The following is a 17,397-nucleotide window of genomic DNA, read 5'->3' as shown; positions in this document are numbered from 1 at the left end:
CTCTCGGCGAAGCTAGCTCGTCAGCATCGTCAACATCGTCAAAGTCCTCAAAGCCGTCCGATAGCTCTGCAAAATCTGCGTGCTCGGGAGTATCCGACACAGTTCCCCCGCCGCCTAAACGCCGTGAAAACGGACGGACAGTACCGGCTCGTCACGGGAAAGTGCGAGCCCCTCCCACGGGAGGCTGACCAGCGCCTTAACCAAGTGATCGCGGGACTCTTCCAAGGTCGGTAGGCCATCGACGACCTCGCCATCGCGCATCATCGGAATGGTTAGATCGCGGTAGTGCAGGTTGCCCACATCCGGGATTTCCGAGCCGAGCGGGAAAGCGATTTCCTCCACGGCGGTACCGGAACGGCGGCAGGTACGAATCGCCGCCTTCACGCCACCGTGGCTTCGCTTGTCCAACGAGCGCTTGGCGACGGGCACTCCATCAACTTCGACCATCTTGTAGACCAGTCCCGCAGTCGGTGCGCCGGAGCCAGTGACTACCGAGGTGCCCACGCCGTAGACATCGACCGGCTCTGCCCGTAGTGCCGCAATCGCGAATTCGTCGAGGTCAGAGGACACTACGATGTTGGTGTTGTGTGCCCCCAGCGAGTCCAGCTGCTGCCGCACCTGGCGAGCGAGAACGCCCAGGTCACCGGAGTCAATGCGCACACCGCCGAGTTCCGGGCCTGCGACCTCAATCGCAGTGTTAACGCCCTCGGTGATGTCGTAGGTATCCACCAACAAAGTGGTGTCGGTTCCCAGCGTGTCAATCTGAGCCTTGAAGGCTGCAGCCTCGTTCGTCGTGCCATCTGGGTTGGTGTGCAACAGAGTCCACGCGTGCGCAGCGGTACCGGAGGCTGGGATGTTGTACCGTGCCGCTGCCTCCAAGTTGGAGGTGGCGCTAAAACCTGCCAGGTAGGCGGCGCGGGCAGCGGTCACAGCTGCTTCTTCATGAGTACGACGCGAACCCATTTCAATAATCGGGCGCCCACCGGCAGCCGTGACCATTCGGGTCGCTGCCGAGGCGATGGCGGAGTCCGCATTGAGAATGGAGAGAATAACAGTCTCCAAAATGACACACTCGGCGAAAGTGCCCCGCACAGTCAAAATGGGCGAGGCGGGGAAGTAGAGCTCTCCTTCGCGGTAGCCGTCGACTTGGCCGCTGAAGGAATAGTTACGCAGGTAATCCAGCGTCCGGTCGTCGAGGAAGTCCAGCGAAGCCAGCTGTTCCTCGGTGAAGCGGAAGTTGCGGATAGCATCCAATACACGCGCTGTCCCAGCGACAACGCCATAGCGGCGCTCATTCGGCAGACGACGGCCAAACACCTCGAAGGCGACCTGGCGCTCGCCGGATCCGTCGGCAAGCGATGCCTGCAGCATCGTCAGTTCGTACTTATCGGTGAGAAGGGCGGTGGAGGAATGCTTATCAATCACGGTCAATAGTCTAGTCGGCTGAAGCTGGCCGGGGCAGTCGGTTCCGGCGAGCGCGCGCCACTCCGTACTATCCTGGTGCCTATGAGCATGCCAGCAGCAACACCGATGCCCACTATGGATGCCGATGTCGTGACGGAATCGAACCGACCCTGGCAGTGCATTGTGTGGGATGACCAGGTTAATTCGATGAGTTATGTCACCTACGTGTTCCAGATGCTCTTCGGCATGGACCGAAAGAAGGCGCACGCGCTGATGATGACGGTTCACACGGAGGGCAAGGCAATCGTGTCTTCCGGTGAGCGTGACAAGGTGGAGGCTGATGTGAAGAAGCTCCACAAGGCAGGCTTGTGGGCAACAATGGAGCAGGCTGACTAAGCCGATATTTAACAGCGGGAGAGAATTTACATGCGTCCTTGGAAGCGCAAGCGATCCCTTCTCGGCGGTGGCGTCAAGTACGTCACGGCTTTTGAAGGCACGGAGCGGGATTTGCTGCTGAATCTGGCTGCTACTGTGGCGGACTCGCTGATGGAACGAGCCCGGTCGGCGCCGAAGGATGAGCTCGCGGAAATGACGGGAATGCCCGTCGGACACTCCGAGGCTCCATCCGATCCGAAGCTTGCGCGACTGTTGCCGGACTTCACCAAGCCGGGTGAGGAGAGCGTGGAGGGGGAAAACGCCCTCATGCGCCAGCTGCATGAGTCGGAGATTGTAGAGAGCAAGCTCCATTCCCTGCGTGCGATTATCGACGCACTGGAGCCCGCCGAGTCGGGGCAGGTATCCATTTCGGAAAGCGATGCCCATGCCTGGGTTGCAGGAATCAATGACCTACGTATTTACCTGCACGTTTCCATGGAGAACCTCAATGGCTCCATCGAGCAGATTGAGCAGACCGACGCGATGTACCAGTGGCTGTCCTACAACCAAGAGTCACTGCTGGATCAGCTTATGAGCGAGTAACGAATCCGAGCAAAACCCCGAAAGATGCAGTAATCAACTGAGGCTAACTGCCATGAACTGTGGTGAAAGGTGCCGTAGGCGACAATGAATTCTGAGATTTTCGCAATCAGCCCCACCGACATTCGACACCAAGCCAGCAGTGCTGCGCTGGGCACGAGCATCGACATTGGCGCAGGATGTCTCGACTCCATCGACGGCATCTCCATCGGCCATGCTGCTGAGGGGGATACCGGAGTCACCGTCATCGCCGCTCCAGGCGGTGCTGTCGGCGCTGTCGATGTCCGCGGTGGCGGTCCTGGCACTCGCGAGACCGACCTGCTCGCACCGGAGAATACCGTCGAACGCGCCCACGCTGTCGTTTTGGCTGGCGGCTCCGCATACGGCCTTGCAGCTGCCGACGGAGTTATGCGCGAACTGCGTGACCGCGGCATTGGCTTTGAGGTCACTCCAACTCGTCCAGATATCCTCGTGCCCATCGTTCCCGGTGCTGTCATCTTCGACTTGCTGTTAGGTGAGCCGACGCTGCCCACCGCTGAACTCGGGCGCGAGGCGTTGTCGCACGCGCTTGACGACGTCCCGGAGGACACTCCCTCCGGAACAGTAGGTGCCGGTGTTGGCGCTATGGCCGGGGCAATTAAGGGTGGTTTTGGACAAGCCCGTGTGACCTCCGCCGATGGTAAGTACTTTGTGGCTGCCGCAATGGTGGTTAACTCCTTTGGTGCAGTCATTGACCCGGAGGGACACCTTTACGGAATGCCGGCGGCTGCCGGTGCCAGCAAGGAGGCATTGGCCCAGTTGGACCAGATTTTCGTCGGTAGAACCAAGATTCTCGCAGATGCGGCTGGCGACGGGGAGTCGTCGGCAAGCACGCGAAACACGACGATTGGCACGTTGATAACCAATGCGCCGGTGACGACTGCGCAGTTGAAGCGGTTGGCGATGTGCGGTCATGATGGGCTGGCACGAGCGATTCGGCCGGCTCATGCACCGATGGACGGTGACACGCTGTTTGCGCTCAGCTCGGCCGAGGCAGCGGATAGCGAAAACGCTGAACCCGTGGGCTCGGATGTGGTGGCCCTGTTGGCTGCGATGGCGGCCGATGCGGTGCAGATGGCTATTGTCGATGCCGTGATGAGTGCAACGGGACGCGCGGGAGTAGCCGCGCTGTCAGAGATGCTGGACAAGTAGTGAGGGAAGTTCGCCAATGAATGCGCAATGGAGCTCGGGACAACAGCAGAATTACCAGAACTATGCGCAGTACCCGATGGGCGGTCCCGTGCAGGTGCGGCGGAATAATCAGATTGTTCCACAGGATCGCGACGGCGGGCTCGGGGCGGCCATCAGTACGGCTATTGGGTACCTGGTACTTATCTGGACGGTCTTTCTGGTCAACGAATTCATCTTTGGTGGGGCACTGAACAACTTCGGTGTGCGCCCACGCGAAACCTCGACTCTGTGGGGAATCTTGACCGCACCGCTGCTGCACGCAGATTACGGGCATATTGTGGCGAACTCGCTGCCCGGGGCGTTGTTCGCCGGTTTGATTGCAATGTCGTCGAAGCGGTTATTTTGGCAGGTCACACTCTTGATTACGGTCGTTGGTGGCGGTCTGACATGGTTGGTCGGCGGTGCAAATACCGTCCACATCGGTGCGTCCGGGCTGATTTACGGCTGGCTGGCGTTTTTGGTCGTGCGCGGTTTCGTGAACCGTCGGGTGATGCAGATTATTTTGGGCGTGATTCTGGCATCGATGTATTCGGGTCTTATCTGGGGAGTGCTGCCAACACAGATGGCTGTTAGTTGGCAGATGCACCTCTTCGGTGGGCTTGCGGGCATCTGGGCTGCGGTGATGTTTAAGCGCGGTCGTGCGCGTGGCTAAGAGTGCACATCGCTAAGAGCCCGAGGTAAGCGGCATCAGCTCCTGGCGGAAACGGCCTAGAATAGGAGCTTCGGTGTTTGACCAACGATATGAGGAGTCCAGATAGCGGTGGGAGCAGAAGCAGGAACTCAGGCAGTCAATCAGCTGACGGCGGAGGATAGCGGCTTCCCCGACCGAACAGCGCCGATTGGCATCTTCGACTCCGGTGTCGGTGGGCTGACAGTGGCGCGTGCCATCATGGATCAGCTGCCGCACGAGTCGATTATGTACATCGGCGATACTGCCAACGGCCCTTACGGCCCGCTGCGCATCGCCGAGGTTCGTCAGCACGCTGAAGCGATCGCCGATGAACTGGTTGCACGCGGCTGCAAGATGATAGTCATTGCCTGCAACACTGCTTCGGCCGCATTTTTGCGTGATGCCCGCGAGCGCTACCCAGTCCCAGTAGTCGAGGTCATTCTGCCCGCCGTGCGCCGTGCGGTCTCGACCACCAGGAACGGAAAAGTCGGCGTAATCGGTACCGCCGCCACGATTCGCTCCCGTGCCTACCAAGATCTCTTTGATGCAGTGCCCGGCGTGGATGTCTCCGCGGTCGACTGCCCGCGATTCGTGGACTTTGTCGAGCGAGGAATCACCTCCGGTCGCCAGATTCTGGGACTTGCAGAGGGCTACCTCGCGCCGTTGCAGGCCGATGGTGTAGATACGCTCGTGCTGGGCTGCACCCACTATCCGCTGCTGTCTGGTGTGATTCAGCTGGCCATGGGGGAGGACGTCGCCCTAGTGTCCTCGGCGGAGGAGACGTCGAAGGACGTTCTGCGCATCCTCACAAAGACTGACATGCTCGCTGACCCGGAGAGTAATCCGACCCCTGTGCGCACATTTGAATCCACTGGAGATCCGCAAGTTTTTGCATCACTGGCAAAGCGCTTCCTCGGGCCCGGTATTAGCCAGGTCACTATGCATTCCCAAATGTGACCTTTCTTATTAAATCCAGACACTCCATTGGTTTTTTGCTCGGTTTTGATCAATTACATGGCAAGCTTGAAGTATGCGATTGAAGGTTCTGGGATGTACAGGCAGCATGGGTGGCCCATCGGCGCCAGCATCTGGCTACCTCATTGAGCTGGATAACGGTCGAACCTTTGTCATTGATTTGGGTCCCGGTGTCCTCGCCGAATTGCAGAAGATCTCTGATCCTGCAGCTTGTGATTTGTTACTAACTCATGTGCACCCAGACCACACTGCAGACATTCCAGGGCTGCTCGTCTGGCGTCGCTTCCACCCGACAGCCCCGGCGAGTTCCCGGAATCTCCTGGTTGGCCCCGGAGACATTCACGACCGGATAGGCACCATGTGCAAAGCACTGGGAAGTGAAGAAGATGCCAACCTGGAAGACACTTTTGACCAGGTTGTGAGTAGCCCCGGTGAACCACTGTTAGTCGGTGGGGGCGAAGCGGACGGAGGCGCCGTCGTCACGCCGTATAACATGGTCCACCCGGTGCCAGCTGTTGGATACCGCATTGAAGCAGATGGTCTGACCATTGCATACACCGGAGATACTGCGTGGACCGATGAACTGGTGGAGCTGGCGCGGAATGCGGATATCTTCATCTGTGAAGCCACATGGTGCAGTAACGAAGAGGGCACACCGCCGGACATGCACCTGACGGGCTATGAGGCCGGAAAGGCAGCGACGCTGGCGGGGGTCAAGAAGCTGGTGCTGACTCACATTCCGCCATACGCCGACGGTGAGGAAGCACTGGGTGCTGCGAAGAGTACCTTTGCCGGTGACGTTGAATTGGCCTACCTGGGCATGGAGCTAGGCGGCTAGTCTCATCGATTATCGGGTTTCCGTACAGCTGTCGCACCGCTTTCGCGCCGGGCGGTAGGGTAGTTGGCATGACTACAGCTAATTCCGATTTTCGCCGTGCCGATGGACGCGCGGTTGATGAAATGCGCAAGGTGACCATCACTCGTGGCTTCACCGACAATCCGGCAGGTTCTGTGCTGGTTACTTTCGGCAATACGCGTGTGATGTGCACCGCTTCCGTTGAGCAGTCGGTGCCGCGATTCAAGCGTGACTCCGGCGAGGGCTGGCTGACTGCTGAGTACTCCATGCTGCCGGCCTCTACCCACGAGCGCATGCCCCGCGAGTCGATGCGCGGCAAGGTCAAGGGTCGTACCCACGAGATTTCCCGTCTAATCGGTCGCTCTCTTCGAGCTGCTATCGACTTGAAGGAGCTCGGTGAGAACACCATCAACATCGACTGTGATGTTCTGCAGGCGGATGGTGGTACCCGCACCGCCTCCATTACCGGTGCGTACGTTGCGCTGGCTGATGCCCTGACCTACCTGCATGCAGCGGGCGCAGTGCCGGGCACTCCGCTGAAGGCGCCAGTCGCAGCTGTTTCGGTCGGCATTATTGACGGCCGCGTCTGCCTGGACCTGCCTTACGAGGAGGACTCCCGCGCTGAGGTGGACCTCAACGTGGTGATGACCGCAGAGGGCAAGTTCGTCGAAATCCAGGGCACTGGCGAGGAAGGCACCTTCGACCGAGGTCAGCTGAATGACATGCTCGACTCTGCGGAAAAGGGTCTTCGTGAGCTCATCGCCCTGCAGCAGGAAGTTCTGCGTGCGCCGTACCCGGGTGAGCTGCCGTGAAGCTCCTTGTCGCTACCCGAAATTCTAAAAAACTAGTCGAGCTCGACCGCATCCTGCGTGCGGCGGGTATTGATTCGGTGGAGCTTCTTTCGCTTAGCGACGTCCCGGAGTACCCAGAGCGCCCTGAAACCGGTCGCACTTTTGCGGACAACGCCTACATCAAGGCTTTCGATGGTGCGACACACACCGGCTACGCGTGCTTGGCTGACGATTCGGGGCTCAGCGTAGATGAGCTAAACGGTATGCCGGGTGTGCTCTCGGCGCGCTGGTCCGGCACCCACGGAGACGATGTCGCTAACTACGAGCTGCTGCTCGCTCAGATGGGGGACTGCCCAGATGAGCGTCGTACGGCGTCCTTCCGTACCGCTTGCGCGTTGGTCGTCCCCGGTGTCAAGGAGGTGCCGTCCGCGCTAGCCGACGGCGGTTTCCCAGCCGTCCTCGATGAAGCCGGTAACCTGCTGCTGGTTGTAGAGGGCCGCTGGCCTGGCTCCATTCTGCGCGAGCCTGTTGGGGACAATGGGTTCGGCTATGATCCGGTGTTCGCGCCCGCAGTTGGAGAGGGCAACGAAGCTGAGGCCACTTTGTCTGCGGCACAAATGAGCGCCGAAGACAAGGACGCTTTTAGTCACAGGGGGCGTGCACTGCGTGCCTTGACTCCGGCGCTGAAAATCCTGGCTGAGGCAGAGTCTGAGGGATAGCCCTGGGGTGAGCCCACGGGCGAGCCCTCGGGCTGCCGAGAGCCCGCTACTTCAGCTGGAAAGCGGTCTCGACTTCCTCGCGGCGCTTCTTCTCGACGAAGAAGGAGAGGAACGGGACTACGCCACCGAGCGCGGTGATAATCCACTTTGCTGGTTCCCAGCGGGCCTTGGTACCCAGGTTTACGGTGGCAATGAGGAATGCCATGTAGCCGAAGCCGTGAATCTGGGCGGTGTAGAAGAACCACCGCGGCGCGTCGGCGGAGTTGTCGAGGATGAGGTACTTGTAAATCATCTCGGCACACAGCAAGAGCAGCATCACGCCCGTGAAATAGGCGGTGACGGAGAAGTACGTCAGTGCCTTCCTTACGCGCTCTTGACGATCTGGATTGATGTTGGTCACTAAAAGTCCTTTTCTCGAATAAGCAGTTATCGCCTAGGCGTTGGTGCCAGAATCCGTCGATTGTGTCTCATCCACACGCTGCACCTTTCGCGAGCCATCTGGGTTGGTCGGCAGGAATTCGTCTGGAATTTCCGTCATGACATCGTCTTTAGCCTCAAATGCGGCCTCGCTATTGCCGCTCAGGCGTTCGCGTTCGTACTCCATGTACTTGCGGTAGGCCCAAATAAAGAACAGGCCGAAAGCTGGCCACTGCAGTGCGTAGCCCAGGTTTTGGAATGAGCTGGTTGTGTTCCACCTGCTGAGCTGCCAGTAGGCGAGTGCAAGAGTGGCGCCGACTGCAAGAGCCAAGAAGATTAGTTGCACCACGCGGGTACGAGTGGGAATCTTCGCTGGCTTGTCAGTGGTATTGGAATGCTGTGAAGTGGACACATAACCACCATAGCTAGTCCGTGACCTGCCAAGCTAGCGCGCTCGCTGGATAAGGCAGGGGATCCGGCATTACGAATTCTGCTAGGACATTAGGAAATCTGCGGCGAACCCGTTAAAGTGTGTACAGTCCAAATGAGCTGTGAAAGTTCGTTGTGCCTGTAGGTGGCTAATAAGTAGTCCATGCTTACGGGGACTGTACGTAACTGTCACGGATTCGCGACGGGCGCCTGTGGCGGAATTGGCAGACGCGCTGGATTTAGGTTCCAGTGCCTTAGGGCGTGGGAGTTCGAGTCTCCCCAGGCGCACACATAAATACCCCGTGACTATGCAGGTCACGGGGTATCTTCGTTCTCCAGCCCGTCAGATTTTCCGCCCTCATTAGGCCGCGTGCCCAAAATCTGGCCCATTTCCCGCCCGATTTCACCCAGTCCGGTGTCGAACAGATGAGAGCACGCATCGAGGGTGATGGACGGGCGCGCGCGTGCCCCAGCTGCCTATGCACCTGCATGACATTGGCACTAGAGGCAATGAGCAGTGAGGCAGAGGTGTGAGGAGGTCATGACAGCCTAGTCTCTTAGGAAACGTGTCATCGTCATCCGCGCACGTGCTCATGGTGGAGGTCCACCAGGAATGTGAACCCGTCGGTAGAGCAGCGGGTCAGTAAACGGGTCGCTGTGGAGGGTGCACCGCACCAGCTCGGCAGGGTGGCGGCCTGCAACCCGTGGGCGCAGCTGCTCGACAACCTGCGGCGGCATAGAGATGGTGCGCTCTCGCCAGTCTTAGTAGTCTCGCCTATGACCGTGCGGTCCGTCTCCGAGCGCGTGACCGTCTTGGAATAGACCCCGGCGGTGACAGTTTCGCGCCACGCGTCCAGTTCCGCATTGACTGTCTCCACCGCAGAGTTCACCGTGCGGTCTGCTTCGGCCAGCGTCTCGGCGTAGTCGGAGTCTATCTCTGCGCCAAGGGTGGCACGCTGACGTGCCTGCTTACCCTCCACCGCGGTCATGCGCCGCTCACGCTCGACTTTCACCTCGTTGTAGGTACCAGTGCGCTCCGTCACAGCGCCTGGCACGCCGCTTCGGCGCGATCAAAAGTCTCCTTTTTCCTAGGTCACGTACAGGAAACGCCCGGCGCGAGGGCACTGCTGCATGGGGCGGTGCACAGTCGCGTCGGGCGGGGTGTGTGGATAGGTGGCAGGTGGGTTATGTGACGAGCTGCCCAACCCGTTGATATGAAATATCGAGCAGCGTGGCTGTATCGCGGTAGGCCAATCCCCGGTCTACGAGGTGGCGGGAGGCGCGAGCAGTTGCGGCTGCGGCTGCCGCCTTTTCCACGAGGAGGGTACGGTTACGGGCAATAGCTGTGGCGGCCTCCTCCCCGCGGGGAGTGTCCATCTGAATGACTATCTCGGCGGTGTCCGGGTCTGTCTCTATCTCCGGGTACAGCTCTAACGCCCGGCGCAACTGTCTTTTTCCTCGACAAGGTTGCGACCCTGGGTGAATAGTCCTGAAACCTGGGGCACTGCAACAGCCCACCGGTCTCCGGAGCGTTCCACCTTTGCTGTGTATGTAGGCATGTGCCAAGTTTCGTGGGGCAAGCTGCTCGTGTCTAGAGGAGTAGACACGGGCTAGCTCGGCTTGGGGTAGCCGAAAGGTACAGGTCTTTCATTGAGGCAGGAAGTGAACCATTCTATAAGTGACAGTCGCCCAGCTAATAAAATACCGCGGGGCAGCTTGTCGCCAACGGTTTGGTAAGCGTACTCACGGAAGGCTCCAACCATGCGCACACGCACAATATCCCTACTCACAGCGGTGGCAATCAGCGTCGCCAGCCTAGGAACAGCAGCGCCCGCCCAGGCCCAAGTGGACGAGAGTCTTGGGTCTATCGCGATTCCCTATGTCCTATCTGATACCCCACTTGACGAGGGCACCACCGCCGTTCGGGCTGTCAAGGAATATGGCCCCTGCACCCTATGGCTGGACTACATCCACCTACGGAAGTCAGGTAACTGGGGAACCATTGGCTTCAAGCCACACACAAAGTGCAGCGTCCCAGTCACGAGTATCAAACACAGCTCCGACTTGAGGTACAAATACTACACCGCGTGGAGGCTTGCCCTAAGCGGGGTGCGCGATTCTGCCTACAACACGAATCGTCTAGACCAGAACAACATTGCATTTACATGTAACGGGAAAGTAGATACCCGCTTCATCGGTGTCACGTTGGGAACTATCGTCTATCGGGGGAAGACCTACTACGCCCGAAGCTACTCCGAGGTCGCCAATCTCCCATGCAGGGTGTAGAACCATGACTATGAAAGTTGTTGTCTGCGTCGTTTATCCCCGCTATCCGGATAACACGGAACCTCTCGGCGGGTTCGTCGAGTCCGAGGAGACCGCCCGCAAGATAGACGACTGGTGGCGCGCGCAACCTGGCGACATGATTGGCACCTGGGAAGATTTCGAGGTCGAGGTCAATAGCCGCGACCAGATTCTCTACGGGGTATTTAGTGGTACGCCCGCCCACAAAATTGACGAGCCAGACTATTACGACCCCATCTGTCACGGGGTGTACACAGACCGTAAGGTAGCTGAGCGCGAGGCAAAACCTAAGACGATGTGGGCGGCCAACAACTGCCCTCCGAAGTTTGTGCTTCCGTTCCGCCTGGGCTGGAAGTTTGACCGGTATTTCCCCGATGGAAAGCCCTGGCCACCAGACCAGCTGTAGGCCTCCCGCAGAACGCAAGAATATTGCCTATGAAAATTGTTGTCTGCGTCGTTTATCCCCGCTACCCGGATAACACTGAACCTCTCGGCGGCTTTGTCGAATCCGAAGAAACTGCCCTCGCGATTGACAACTGGTGGCGCGCGCAACCCGGCGGAATGATGGGCACCTGGGAAGATTTCGAAGTCGAGGTCGAAAGCCGCGACCAACTCCTTTACGGAGTGTTCACCGGCACCCCCACTCTTGAAATCACCGATAGCAACTTCTGGGACCCCATCTGTTACGGGGTGTACACCGACCGGGAAGAAGCCGAGAAAGCGACTAAGCCAAAATCAATGTGGGAAGCGAACAACAGTCCCCAGAAATACGTCCTCCCCTTTCGCCTGGGCTGGAAATATGACCGGGATTTCCCCGATGGAAAGCCCTGGCCGCCAGACCAGTTGTAGGCCTGCGACAGTCCCGCCTCTTTTGGCGGGAACACAAAACGGGGCAGCCGCACAGCGCGTGTGAGTACCATTCTGGGAAACCTCTGTTCGCTCATTCCACTGCGTAGGGCGATCGAACCTGTCGATACAATGACGCTGCTCGAATCGTAACTTGAATCGTAAGGTGGAAGCAGGGAGGCAACTTGAGCATCTCGATGCATCTGGATGAGTACATGGCGCGTCGTGGCATAGTTCCCGACGACACTGTGGTCAACGATGATCCCTGCGCAATCTTCGACGGCAAAGTCGAGCGCGACGGTAGGTCGCAGCAGGACCTTGAAGAGTCAGAGCGGCGCTTAGAAGAAGCGGAGTCCGCAATCTTGGATGCGCTAGGCGATTAATTGGCGAAAACTGAGCGTTCTAGTCGCACATTGACGCTCATTCTGAGTGTGATGTTCATCACCGATTAGGTGTAAATCGACGCAGTCATCGTGGCTTCATTTTCCGTAGCCGATGCTGCCGCGGGGATGAAGCGCAAGTAGTTTCCCAGCGGGGAAACACTGTTTCCTACCTGCGGAATTCTTTTGCTTTTGGGGTGCTGGACCCGTTGACCTCGTTGCTATTCCGGACTCCCTACTTTAGGGGGCCAAACTATTTTCCCTCTGACATGACCACAGAACCGCATCAGAAAAACATGATGGATTCCTCATGATTTATGGCATAGTGTCCTGGCAAGGATTTGGAAACAAAAGATGTTTTCATTTCGTACCCCACAAGACAAGGACCTCAGCCACGTGAAATACGAAAAACTCGCCACTTTGCAGACCAATGTCGTAAATGCTCCAGATCTGGGTACTTTTGCAGTCACTTTCGCCGGTCAATCGCAACCATGGCTGGACACTCTCTCCAGCGTCATGGCCAGTGGCAACTCAAAGAAACTACGGGAAGTTTTCACTCGCGCTGAGGAACTGCTCGCACCGCTTGACGACGATCTCATCGGCCAGCTTCCCGCAGGTTTCGACCCCTTTGGTTGGGCAATCTCACTCGTGACAGACGACCCATTTACCGGAGATACAACCAACCCTGCAGTCAGCGTGCCGGGCATCGTATTAGCACAGTTGGGCATTGTTGAGTTGCTGGCAAAGCAGGGAATTAATATCGATGACGCGATAGCGGTAACCGGTCATTCGCAAGGTGTTCTTACCGCTGAGATTGTCGCTCATCCAGAGAAGGCAGCAGAACTGCTTGCACTAGCTCGCCTCATCGGTGTGGCGTGTGCGCGCGGAAGCCGAGTAGCCGGATTTGGGCGCGCGCCGATGATGAGTATCTCTGGCCTAACGGTCGAGGAGTTGGAACCTTTCCTCTCCCAGGACTGTGTCATCGGTCTGAAGAATACGCAGACCACCAGCGTAGTTATCGGCAAGCAAGATGAACTAGAACAGCTGGCAGAGCAGCTCACAGCGCAGCAGCAGAAGGGGCGGGCTGTCGAATGTACAGTTTTGCCAGTTAGCGGCGCATTCCATCACCCAGCACTGGCGCCTGCTGCGGCATGGGTAGTGGAGCGAGCTGAGCGCATTGGGCTGGATGCAGAAACAGCTGACTGGCTTGCGCGTGCAATCTTGGTTGACTCCAGCGATTGGAGCGCTGAGGTGCGGGGGCTCATCGACCAAGGGGCAACCACCATTTTGGATCTGGGGCCACACACGGGCGTCGTCAAGCTGACAGAACGTAACGCTGAAGGGTACGGCGTGGCGGTGATTGCTGCGGCAACAGCTGCGGGGAGGAGCATCCTGTCTGAGAGCGACATTGAGTATCCGACATCGTGGCTGGAGTTTGCACCGCGGCTGGTCACTGGGGTTAAGCCCCGTGTCGAGACGAAGTTCACCAAGTTGACCGGGCGCTCGCCAATTCTGCTCGGCGGTATGACCCCGACAACTGTTGACCCTGAAATTGTGGCGGCTGCAGCGAATGCCGGGTTCTGGGCAGAGCTGGCCGGTGGCGGCCAGGTCACGCCGGAAATCTTCGAGGCTAATGTGGCGCGACTCTCCGAACTGCTCGAGGAGGGCCGCAGTGCACAGTTCAACACCATGTTTTTGGATCCGTACCTGTGGGGTTTGCACATTGGAAGCCGGCGTTTGCTCCCGCGTGCGGTGGCAGCCGGTCGACCGATTGATGGTGTCACCATCTCTGCGGGCATCCCCGAGGTGGACGAGGCAGTAGAGCTAGTAAAGCAGCTGCGCGAGGGCGGAATTCCGTATATTTCCTTCAAGCCGGGCACAATCGCACAAATCGAGTCGGTGCTCGAAATCGCGGATACCTTGGCGCAGCATGGCACGCCGTATCCAATCATCATGCAAGTTGAAGGTGGGCGTGCTGGTGGCCATCACTCCTGGGAAGACCTCGATGACCTGCTAATTAACACCTACGCAAAGATCCGCAGGCGAGATGTAGTGCTTGCTGTTGGCGGTGGCATCGGCAAGCCAGAACAGTCCCGTGATTATCTGATGGGCACGTGGTCGACACGTTACGGGTTGGCGCCGATGCCGGTAGATGCTGTCATCATCGGCACAGCTGCGATGGCGGCAAAGGAGTCGACCTCCTCTGAGTCCGTGAAACAAATGCTGGTCGACACCGTCGGCACTGACAACTGGATTCCCGCCGGTAGCGCCATGGATGGCATGGCGTCGGGGCGTAGCCAGTTGGGTGCTGATATCCACGAAATTGAAAACGCCGCAGCACGCGCAGGCAGATTGCTTGACGAAGTCGCAGGTGACCTCACTAAGGTCACCGAACGACGCGCGGAGATCATCGAGGCAATTAACTCCACCGCGAAGCCGTACTTCGGAGATGTCAGCACCATGACGTATGCCGAGGTGCTGAACCGCTATCTCGAATTGTGCGCGCCCGAGGGGACGTTCCTCGATCCAACGTGGTCGACGCGCTTCGTCGCACTCGTCGACCGCGTAGAGGCACGACTAAGTGCAGTCGACGCGGGCACGTTTGCCGCGCTTGCCGACGGCGACAGCTTGCGCACCCAGCCGCGCAGCGAAATCTCGCGACTGTCCGGCCTGCTAGACCTGGATACCCAGCTCCATCCAGCAGATGTCACCTTCTTTATCTCTGAGCTCTGCCGCACCCCGGGCAAGCCTGTGCCGTTCGTTCCGGTTATCGATGCTGAGGTTCGTCGCTGGTGGCGATCGGACTCCCTATGGCAGGCGCATGACTCTCGCTACGATGCGGATCAAGTCTGCATCATCCCTGGGCCGCAGGCTGTTTCGGGCATTACCCGCGCGAATGAGCCAGTAGCGGAGATTCTGGGTCGGTTTGAAAAAGCTACCGCACAGGCATTGATGGATACCGGCTACCTGCCGGAGGTACCTGTTGACGCCCTCAGCCGGATGCTCGCAGCACCTGTGATTTGGTGGGCTGGCCGACAGCAGCCGAATCCGGCGCTGGCACTTGGCGCGGAACATGAGTGGGTATGTGTATCTGATGCAAGTGATGTCTCTCGTTCGCAACGCCTAGAACACCCAGGTACTGGTGCCATTTTGGAGATCATTGGAGCTGATGGGAGCAATGATGAGGGCGGGGAGGACCTCGTATGGGCACAGCTGACGGTTCCGCTACCCGATGCTGCGGGTGAGAATACGAAACTGCGAATTCGCCTGTGTCAGAGTGCAGCGGTGGGCGCAGTGCCCGTCGTTAAGCATGAGGATGCGGCGGCCGCGATGCGGGAGCTGACGCGAATCGCAGCTGGCGGTGAGCTTGCAAACATCGTCGATGGGGTCGCGGAGTGGGAATCCGTGTGGGATCCGATGGCGATGGCTGACTACGATGCGGTCACTATTGCAGCTGCCGGCGATGAGTCACAGGCGACGGTGCCGGACGCGTTGGTTGGGCATGCTTGGCCAGCGATTTTTGCGGCAGTCGCGCAGGCGCGTACTGAGACCGGCATTGATGTTGTTGAGGGCATGCTCGCGCTTGTTCACCTTGAGCATCACATTCGTATGATTGGAGCTCTACCGCAGAAAACCACAACGTTGCGGATTAGTGCGCGTGTCGACGAGATCGTTGATACGGACTTAGGGCGACTAGTTGTGGTGCGCGCGGAGGTTCGTGATGGCGATACGCTGCTCGCCACCTTGAGTGAACGCTTTGCCATTCGTGGCCGAAACGGCGGCGAGACAGCTCGGACCAACACTGTGCCATTTCCAACGGTCACGGATACGCCACGGAGTTTCCGCGGTGCGTTGACCGTGGAAGCGCCTAAGGCGATGGAGCCATTTAGCTGTGTCACGGGCGATCGCAATCCTATCCACGTCGATTCCCGTGCAGCAGCGCTAGCTGGTCTACCAGGGGTTATTGTCCATGGAATGTGGCTGTCGGCGATGGCTGAGCATGCGGCTGTCGCCACGTCGGATGCCGGCATTGGCAACCGGGTGATTGAGTTCACTGCGACTATGCTGAGTCCGGTTCTGCCTGGACAGGAAGTGAAATTCTCTGTCGAACGCCGTGGTTTTGATGACCGCCCAGGCGCCGGTGAAGTCCGCGAAGTCACGGCCACAGTAGATGGCGAGCTGGTATTGACCGCCACTGCTGTAATCGCCGCACCGAAGACCGCATATGTCTTCCCTGGTCAGGGGATTCAATCACAGGGGATGGGGCTGTCTGCTCGGACTCGCAGCGTAGCGGCCCGCCGCGTGTGGGACCAGGCTGATGCGATGACCCGAGAGAAGCTTGGCTTTTCCGTACTGGCTATTGTCCGGGACAACCCGGTAGAGGTGGTCGTGGATGGTGTGCGCTACTTCCACCCAGAGGGTGTTCTGAATCTGACCCAGTTCACCCAGGTTGCGATGGCGACGTTGGGGCTGGCACAGGTTGCGGAGCTCCGTGAAGCAGGGCTGCTGGATGAAACAGCTCACTTTGCGGGACACTCTGTCGGTGAGTACAACGCGCTGGCGGCTCTCGCTGGGGCGCTTGACGCAGACGCCGTGTTAGAGGTTGTCTACCGCCGCGGTTTGACCATGCATGAACTGGTCGAACGTGATGAGCAGGGGAGGTCCAACTATGGTTTGTGCGCCCTGCGTCCGGACAAGATTGGCGTAGGCGAGGACGAGGTCACCGAGTTTGTTAATCGGTTGTCGCAGGAAATCGGTGAGTTCCTCGAAGTCGTAAATCTCAACCTGGCAGGCAAGCAGTACGCCGTCGCCGGCACCGTCGCGGGGCTTGCAGCACTGGCTGAACAGTGCGAGCGCCGCAGCTCGGACGGCAAGGGATACGTGCGTATCCCAGGTATTGACGTGCCATTCCACTCCAGTGTCCTACGCGACGGTGTGGATTCCTTCCGTAAACACCTGGAGCGGCTGCTGCCAGCGGAAATCGCTCCAGAACTCCTGGTGGGACGCTATATCCCGAATCTCACTGCGACCTCTTTTGAGCTGACTGAGAAGTTCGTCCGCCAGATGGCTGCAGTTGTCGACTCAGACATTCTGGAAAACATCCTTGCCGATTTCGACTCTGCCGCTGAAAACCCGGCGCGCCTGGCCCGCATGTTGCTGGTCGAGTTGCTGGCCTGGCAATTCTGCTCACCGGTGAGGTGGATTGAAACGCAGGATCTGTTGCTTGAGGATCTCGGTGTCAGCCGCATTGTTGAAGTCGGTGTAGGCACAGCGCCCACACTGGCAAACCTGGCCGCTCGTACCTGCCAGTTGCCCCGCCACCGAAGCCGCGACATTCGAGTACTCAATCTCGAACGTGATGCTGATGCAGTGTTTATGCGCGACCAAATTCAGCCGGAAA

Annotated in this window: 17 protein-coding genes and 1 tRNA gene; 13 read left to right on the top strand and 5 right to left on the bottom strand. The window is 58.7% G+C overall.

Translation table 11 applies throughout. From position 1 onward, the window contains the following. Nucleotides 1-114 precede the first annotated feature (114 nt). Nucleotides 115-1,425 carry a nicotinate phosphoribosyltransferase gene (locus HMPREF3011_RS07795; RefSeq protein ID WP_016422259.1) on the bottom strand — a complete coding sequence of 437 codons (1,311 nt, stop codon included), beginning with the start codon at nucleotides 1,423-1,425 and terminating at the stop codon, nucleotides 115-117. A gap of 81 nt (nucleotides 1,426-1,506) precedes the next feature. Here HMPREF3011_RS07795 and clpS point away from each other — a divergent pair, with 81 nt between their 5' ends. The 8 genes from clpS (at nucleotide 1,507) to HMPREF3011_RS07755 (ending at nucleotide 7,620) form a co-directional block, all read left to right on the top strand. Then, on the top strand, nucleotides 1,507-1,800 hold the full coding sequence (clpS, locus tag HMPREF3011_RS07790) for an ATP-dependent Clp protease adapter ClpS (protein WP_005511165.1): 294 nt from the start codon (nucleotides 1,507-1,509) through the stop codon (nucleotides 1,798-1,800). Between the two features lie 30 nt (nucleotides 1,801-1,830). Next, a complete protein-coding gene (locus HMPREF3011_RS07785) occupies nucleotides 1,831-2,382 on the top strand; it encodes a DUF2017 domain-containing protein (RefSeq protein ID WP_070841359.1) in 552 nt (183 codons plus the stop codon). Between the two features lie 84 nt (nucleotides 2,383-2,466). Further along, nucleotides 2,467-3,570: a P1 family peptidase gene (locus HMPREF3011_RS07780; RefSeq protein ID WP_038628006.1), complete on the top strand. Its 1,104-nt coding sequence runs from the start codon at nucleotides 2,467-2,469 to the stop codon at nucleotides 3,568-3,570. A 16-nt stretch (nucleotides 3,571-3,586) separates the two neighbouring features. Then, nucleotides 3,587-4,261, top strand: coding sequence for a rhomboid family intramembrane serine protease (locus HMPREF3011_RS07775; RefSeq protein WP_070841358.1), 675 nt, complete (start codon nucleotides 3,587-3,589; stop codon nucleotides 4,259-4,261). 108 nt (nucleotides 4,262-4,369) lie between these two features. After that, complete coding sequence (gene murI, locus HMPREF3011_RS07770) at nucleotides 4,370-5,236, top strand: glutamate racemase (RefSeq protein ID WP_371440767.1); 867 nt, start codon at nucleotides 4,370-4,372, stop codon at nucleotides 5,234-5,236. 73 nt (nucleotides 5,237-5,309) lie between these two features. Further along, nucleotides 5,310-6,092: an MBL fold metallo-hydrolase gene (locus HMPREF3011_RS07765; RefSeq protein WP_049182001.1), complete on the top strand. Its 783-nt coding sequence runs from the start codon at nucleotides 5,310-5,312 to the stop codon at nucleotides 6,090-6,092. A 68-nt stretch (nucleotides 6,093-6,160) separates the two neighbouring features. Continuing rightward, a complete protein-coding gene (gene rph / locus HMPREF3011_RS07760; RefSeq protein WP_038628017.1) occupies nucleotides 6,161-6,922 on the top strand; it encodes a ribonuclease PH in 762 nt (253 codons plus the stop codon). Continuing rightward, nucleotides 6,919-7,620 (top strand): non-canonical purine NTP pyrophosphatase, encoded by a 702-nt coding sequence (locus HMPREF3011_RS07755; RefSeq protein ID WP_038628019.1) that lies wholly within the window; start codon nucleotides 6,919-6,921, stop codon nucleotides 7,618-7,620. The genes rph and HMPREF3011_RS07755 overlap by 4 nt, the downstream gene beginning before the upstream one ends. Nucleotides 7,621-7,666: 46 nt before the next feature. Here HMPREF3011_RS07755 and HMPREF3011_RS07750 read toward each other — a convergent pair whose 3' ends face one another. After that, on the bottom strand, nucleotides 7,667-8,020 hold the full coding sequence (locus tag HMPREF3011_RS07750) for a DUF3817 domain-containing protein (RefSeq protein ID WP_005511118.1): 354 nt from the start codon (nucleotides 8,018-8,020) through the stop codon (nucleotides 7,667-7,669). 33 nt (nucleotides 8,021-8,053) lie between these two features. After that, nucleotides 8,054-8,449, bottom strand: coding sequence for a hypothetical protein (locus HMPREF3011_RS07745; RefSeq protein WP_016422268.1), 396 nt, complete (start codon nucleotides 8,447-8,449; stop codon nucleotides 8,054-8,056). Nucleotides 8,450-8,672: 223 nt separating this feature from the next. On the opposite strand from HMPREF3011_RS07745, the gene HMPREF3011_RS07740 reads away from it, so the two are divergent. Continuing rightward, nucleotides 8,673-8,754: transfer RNA gene (locus HMPREF3011_RS07740), tRNA-Leu, on the top strand. 287 nt (nucleotides 8,755-9,041) lie between these two features. Here HMPREF3011_RS07740 and HMPREF3011_RS07735 read toward each other — a convergent pair. Next, nucleotides 9,042-9,509 carry a hypothetical protein gene (locus HMPREF3011_RS07735; RefSeq protein WP_141764752.1) on the bottom strand — a complete coding sequence of 156 codons (468 nt, stop codon included), beginning with the start codon at nucleotides 9,507-9,509 and terminating at the stop codon, nucleotides 9,042-9,044. 142 nt (nucleotides 9,510-9,651) lie between these two features. After that, nucleotides 9,652-9,843, bottom strand: a complete 192-nt coding sequence (locus HMPREF3011_RS07730; RefSeq protein WP_141737473.1) for a hypothetical protein — start codon at nucleotides 9,841-9,843, stop codon at nucleotides 9,652-9,654. 913 nt (nucleotides 9,844-10,756) lie between these two features. Between HMPREF3011_RS07730 and HMPREF3011_RS07720 the strand changes: the two genes are divergently transcribed. The 4 genes from HMPREF3011_RS07720 to HMPREF3011_RS11460 form a co-directional block, all read left to right on the top strand. Next, nucleotides 10,757-11,176: a hypothetical protein gene (locus HMPREF3011_RS07720; RefSeq protein ID WP_038628031.1), complete on the top strand. Its 420-nt coding sequence runs from the start codon at nucleotides 10,757-10,759 to the stop codon at nucleotides 11,174-11,176. A 29-nt stretch (nucleotides 11,177-11,205) separates the two neighbouring features. Next, nucleotides 11,206-11,619: a hypothetical protein gene (locus HMPREF3011_RS07715; RefSeq protein WP_070841356.1), complete on the top strand. Its 414-nt coding sequence runs from the start codon at nucleotides 11,206-11,208 to the stop codon at nucleotides 11,617-11,619. Nucleotides 11,620-11,801: 182 nt separating this feature from the next. Beyond that, nucleotides 11,802-11,999, top strand: coding sequence for a hypothetical protein (locus tag HMPREF3011_RS07710; protein WP_038628037.1), 198 nt, complete (start codon nucleotides 11,802-11,804; stop codon nucleotides 11,997-11,999). Nucleotides 12,000-12,392: 393 nt separating this feature from the next. Next, nucleotides 12,393-17,397: fatty acid synthase subunit beta domain-containing protein (locus HMPREF3011_RS11460; protein ID WP_246821469.1), on the top strand; the 5,005-nt coding region annotated here is incomplete at its 3' end.

The sequence above is a fragment of the Corynebacterium sp. HMSC074C04 genome (assembly GCF_001838295.1).
GTDB classification, from domain to species: domain Bacteria; phylum Actinomycetota; class Actinomycetes; order Mycobacteriales; family Mycobacteriaceae; genus Corynebacterium; species Corynebacterium amycolatum.
The sequence above is the reverse complement of the archived record's forward strand: the minus strand, read 5'-3'. Positions and strand labels throughout refer to the sequence as shown.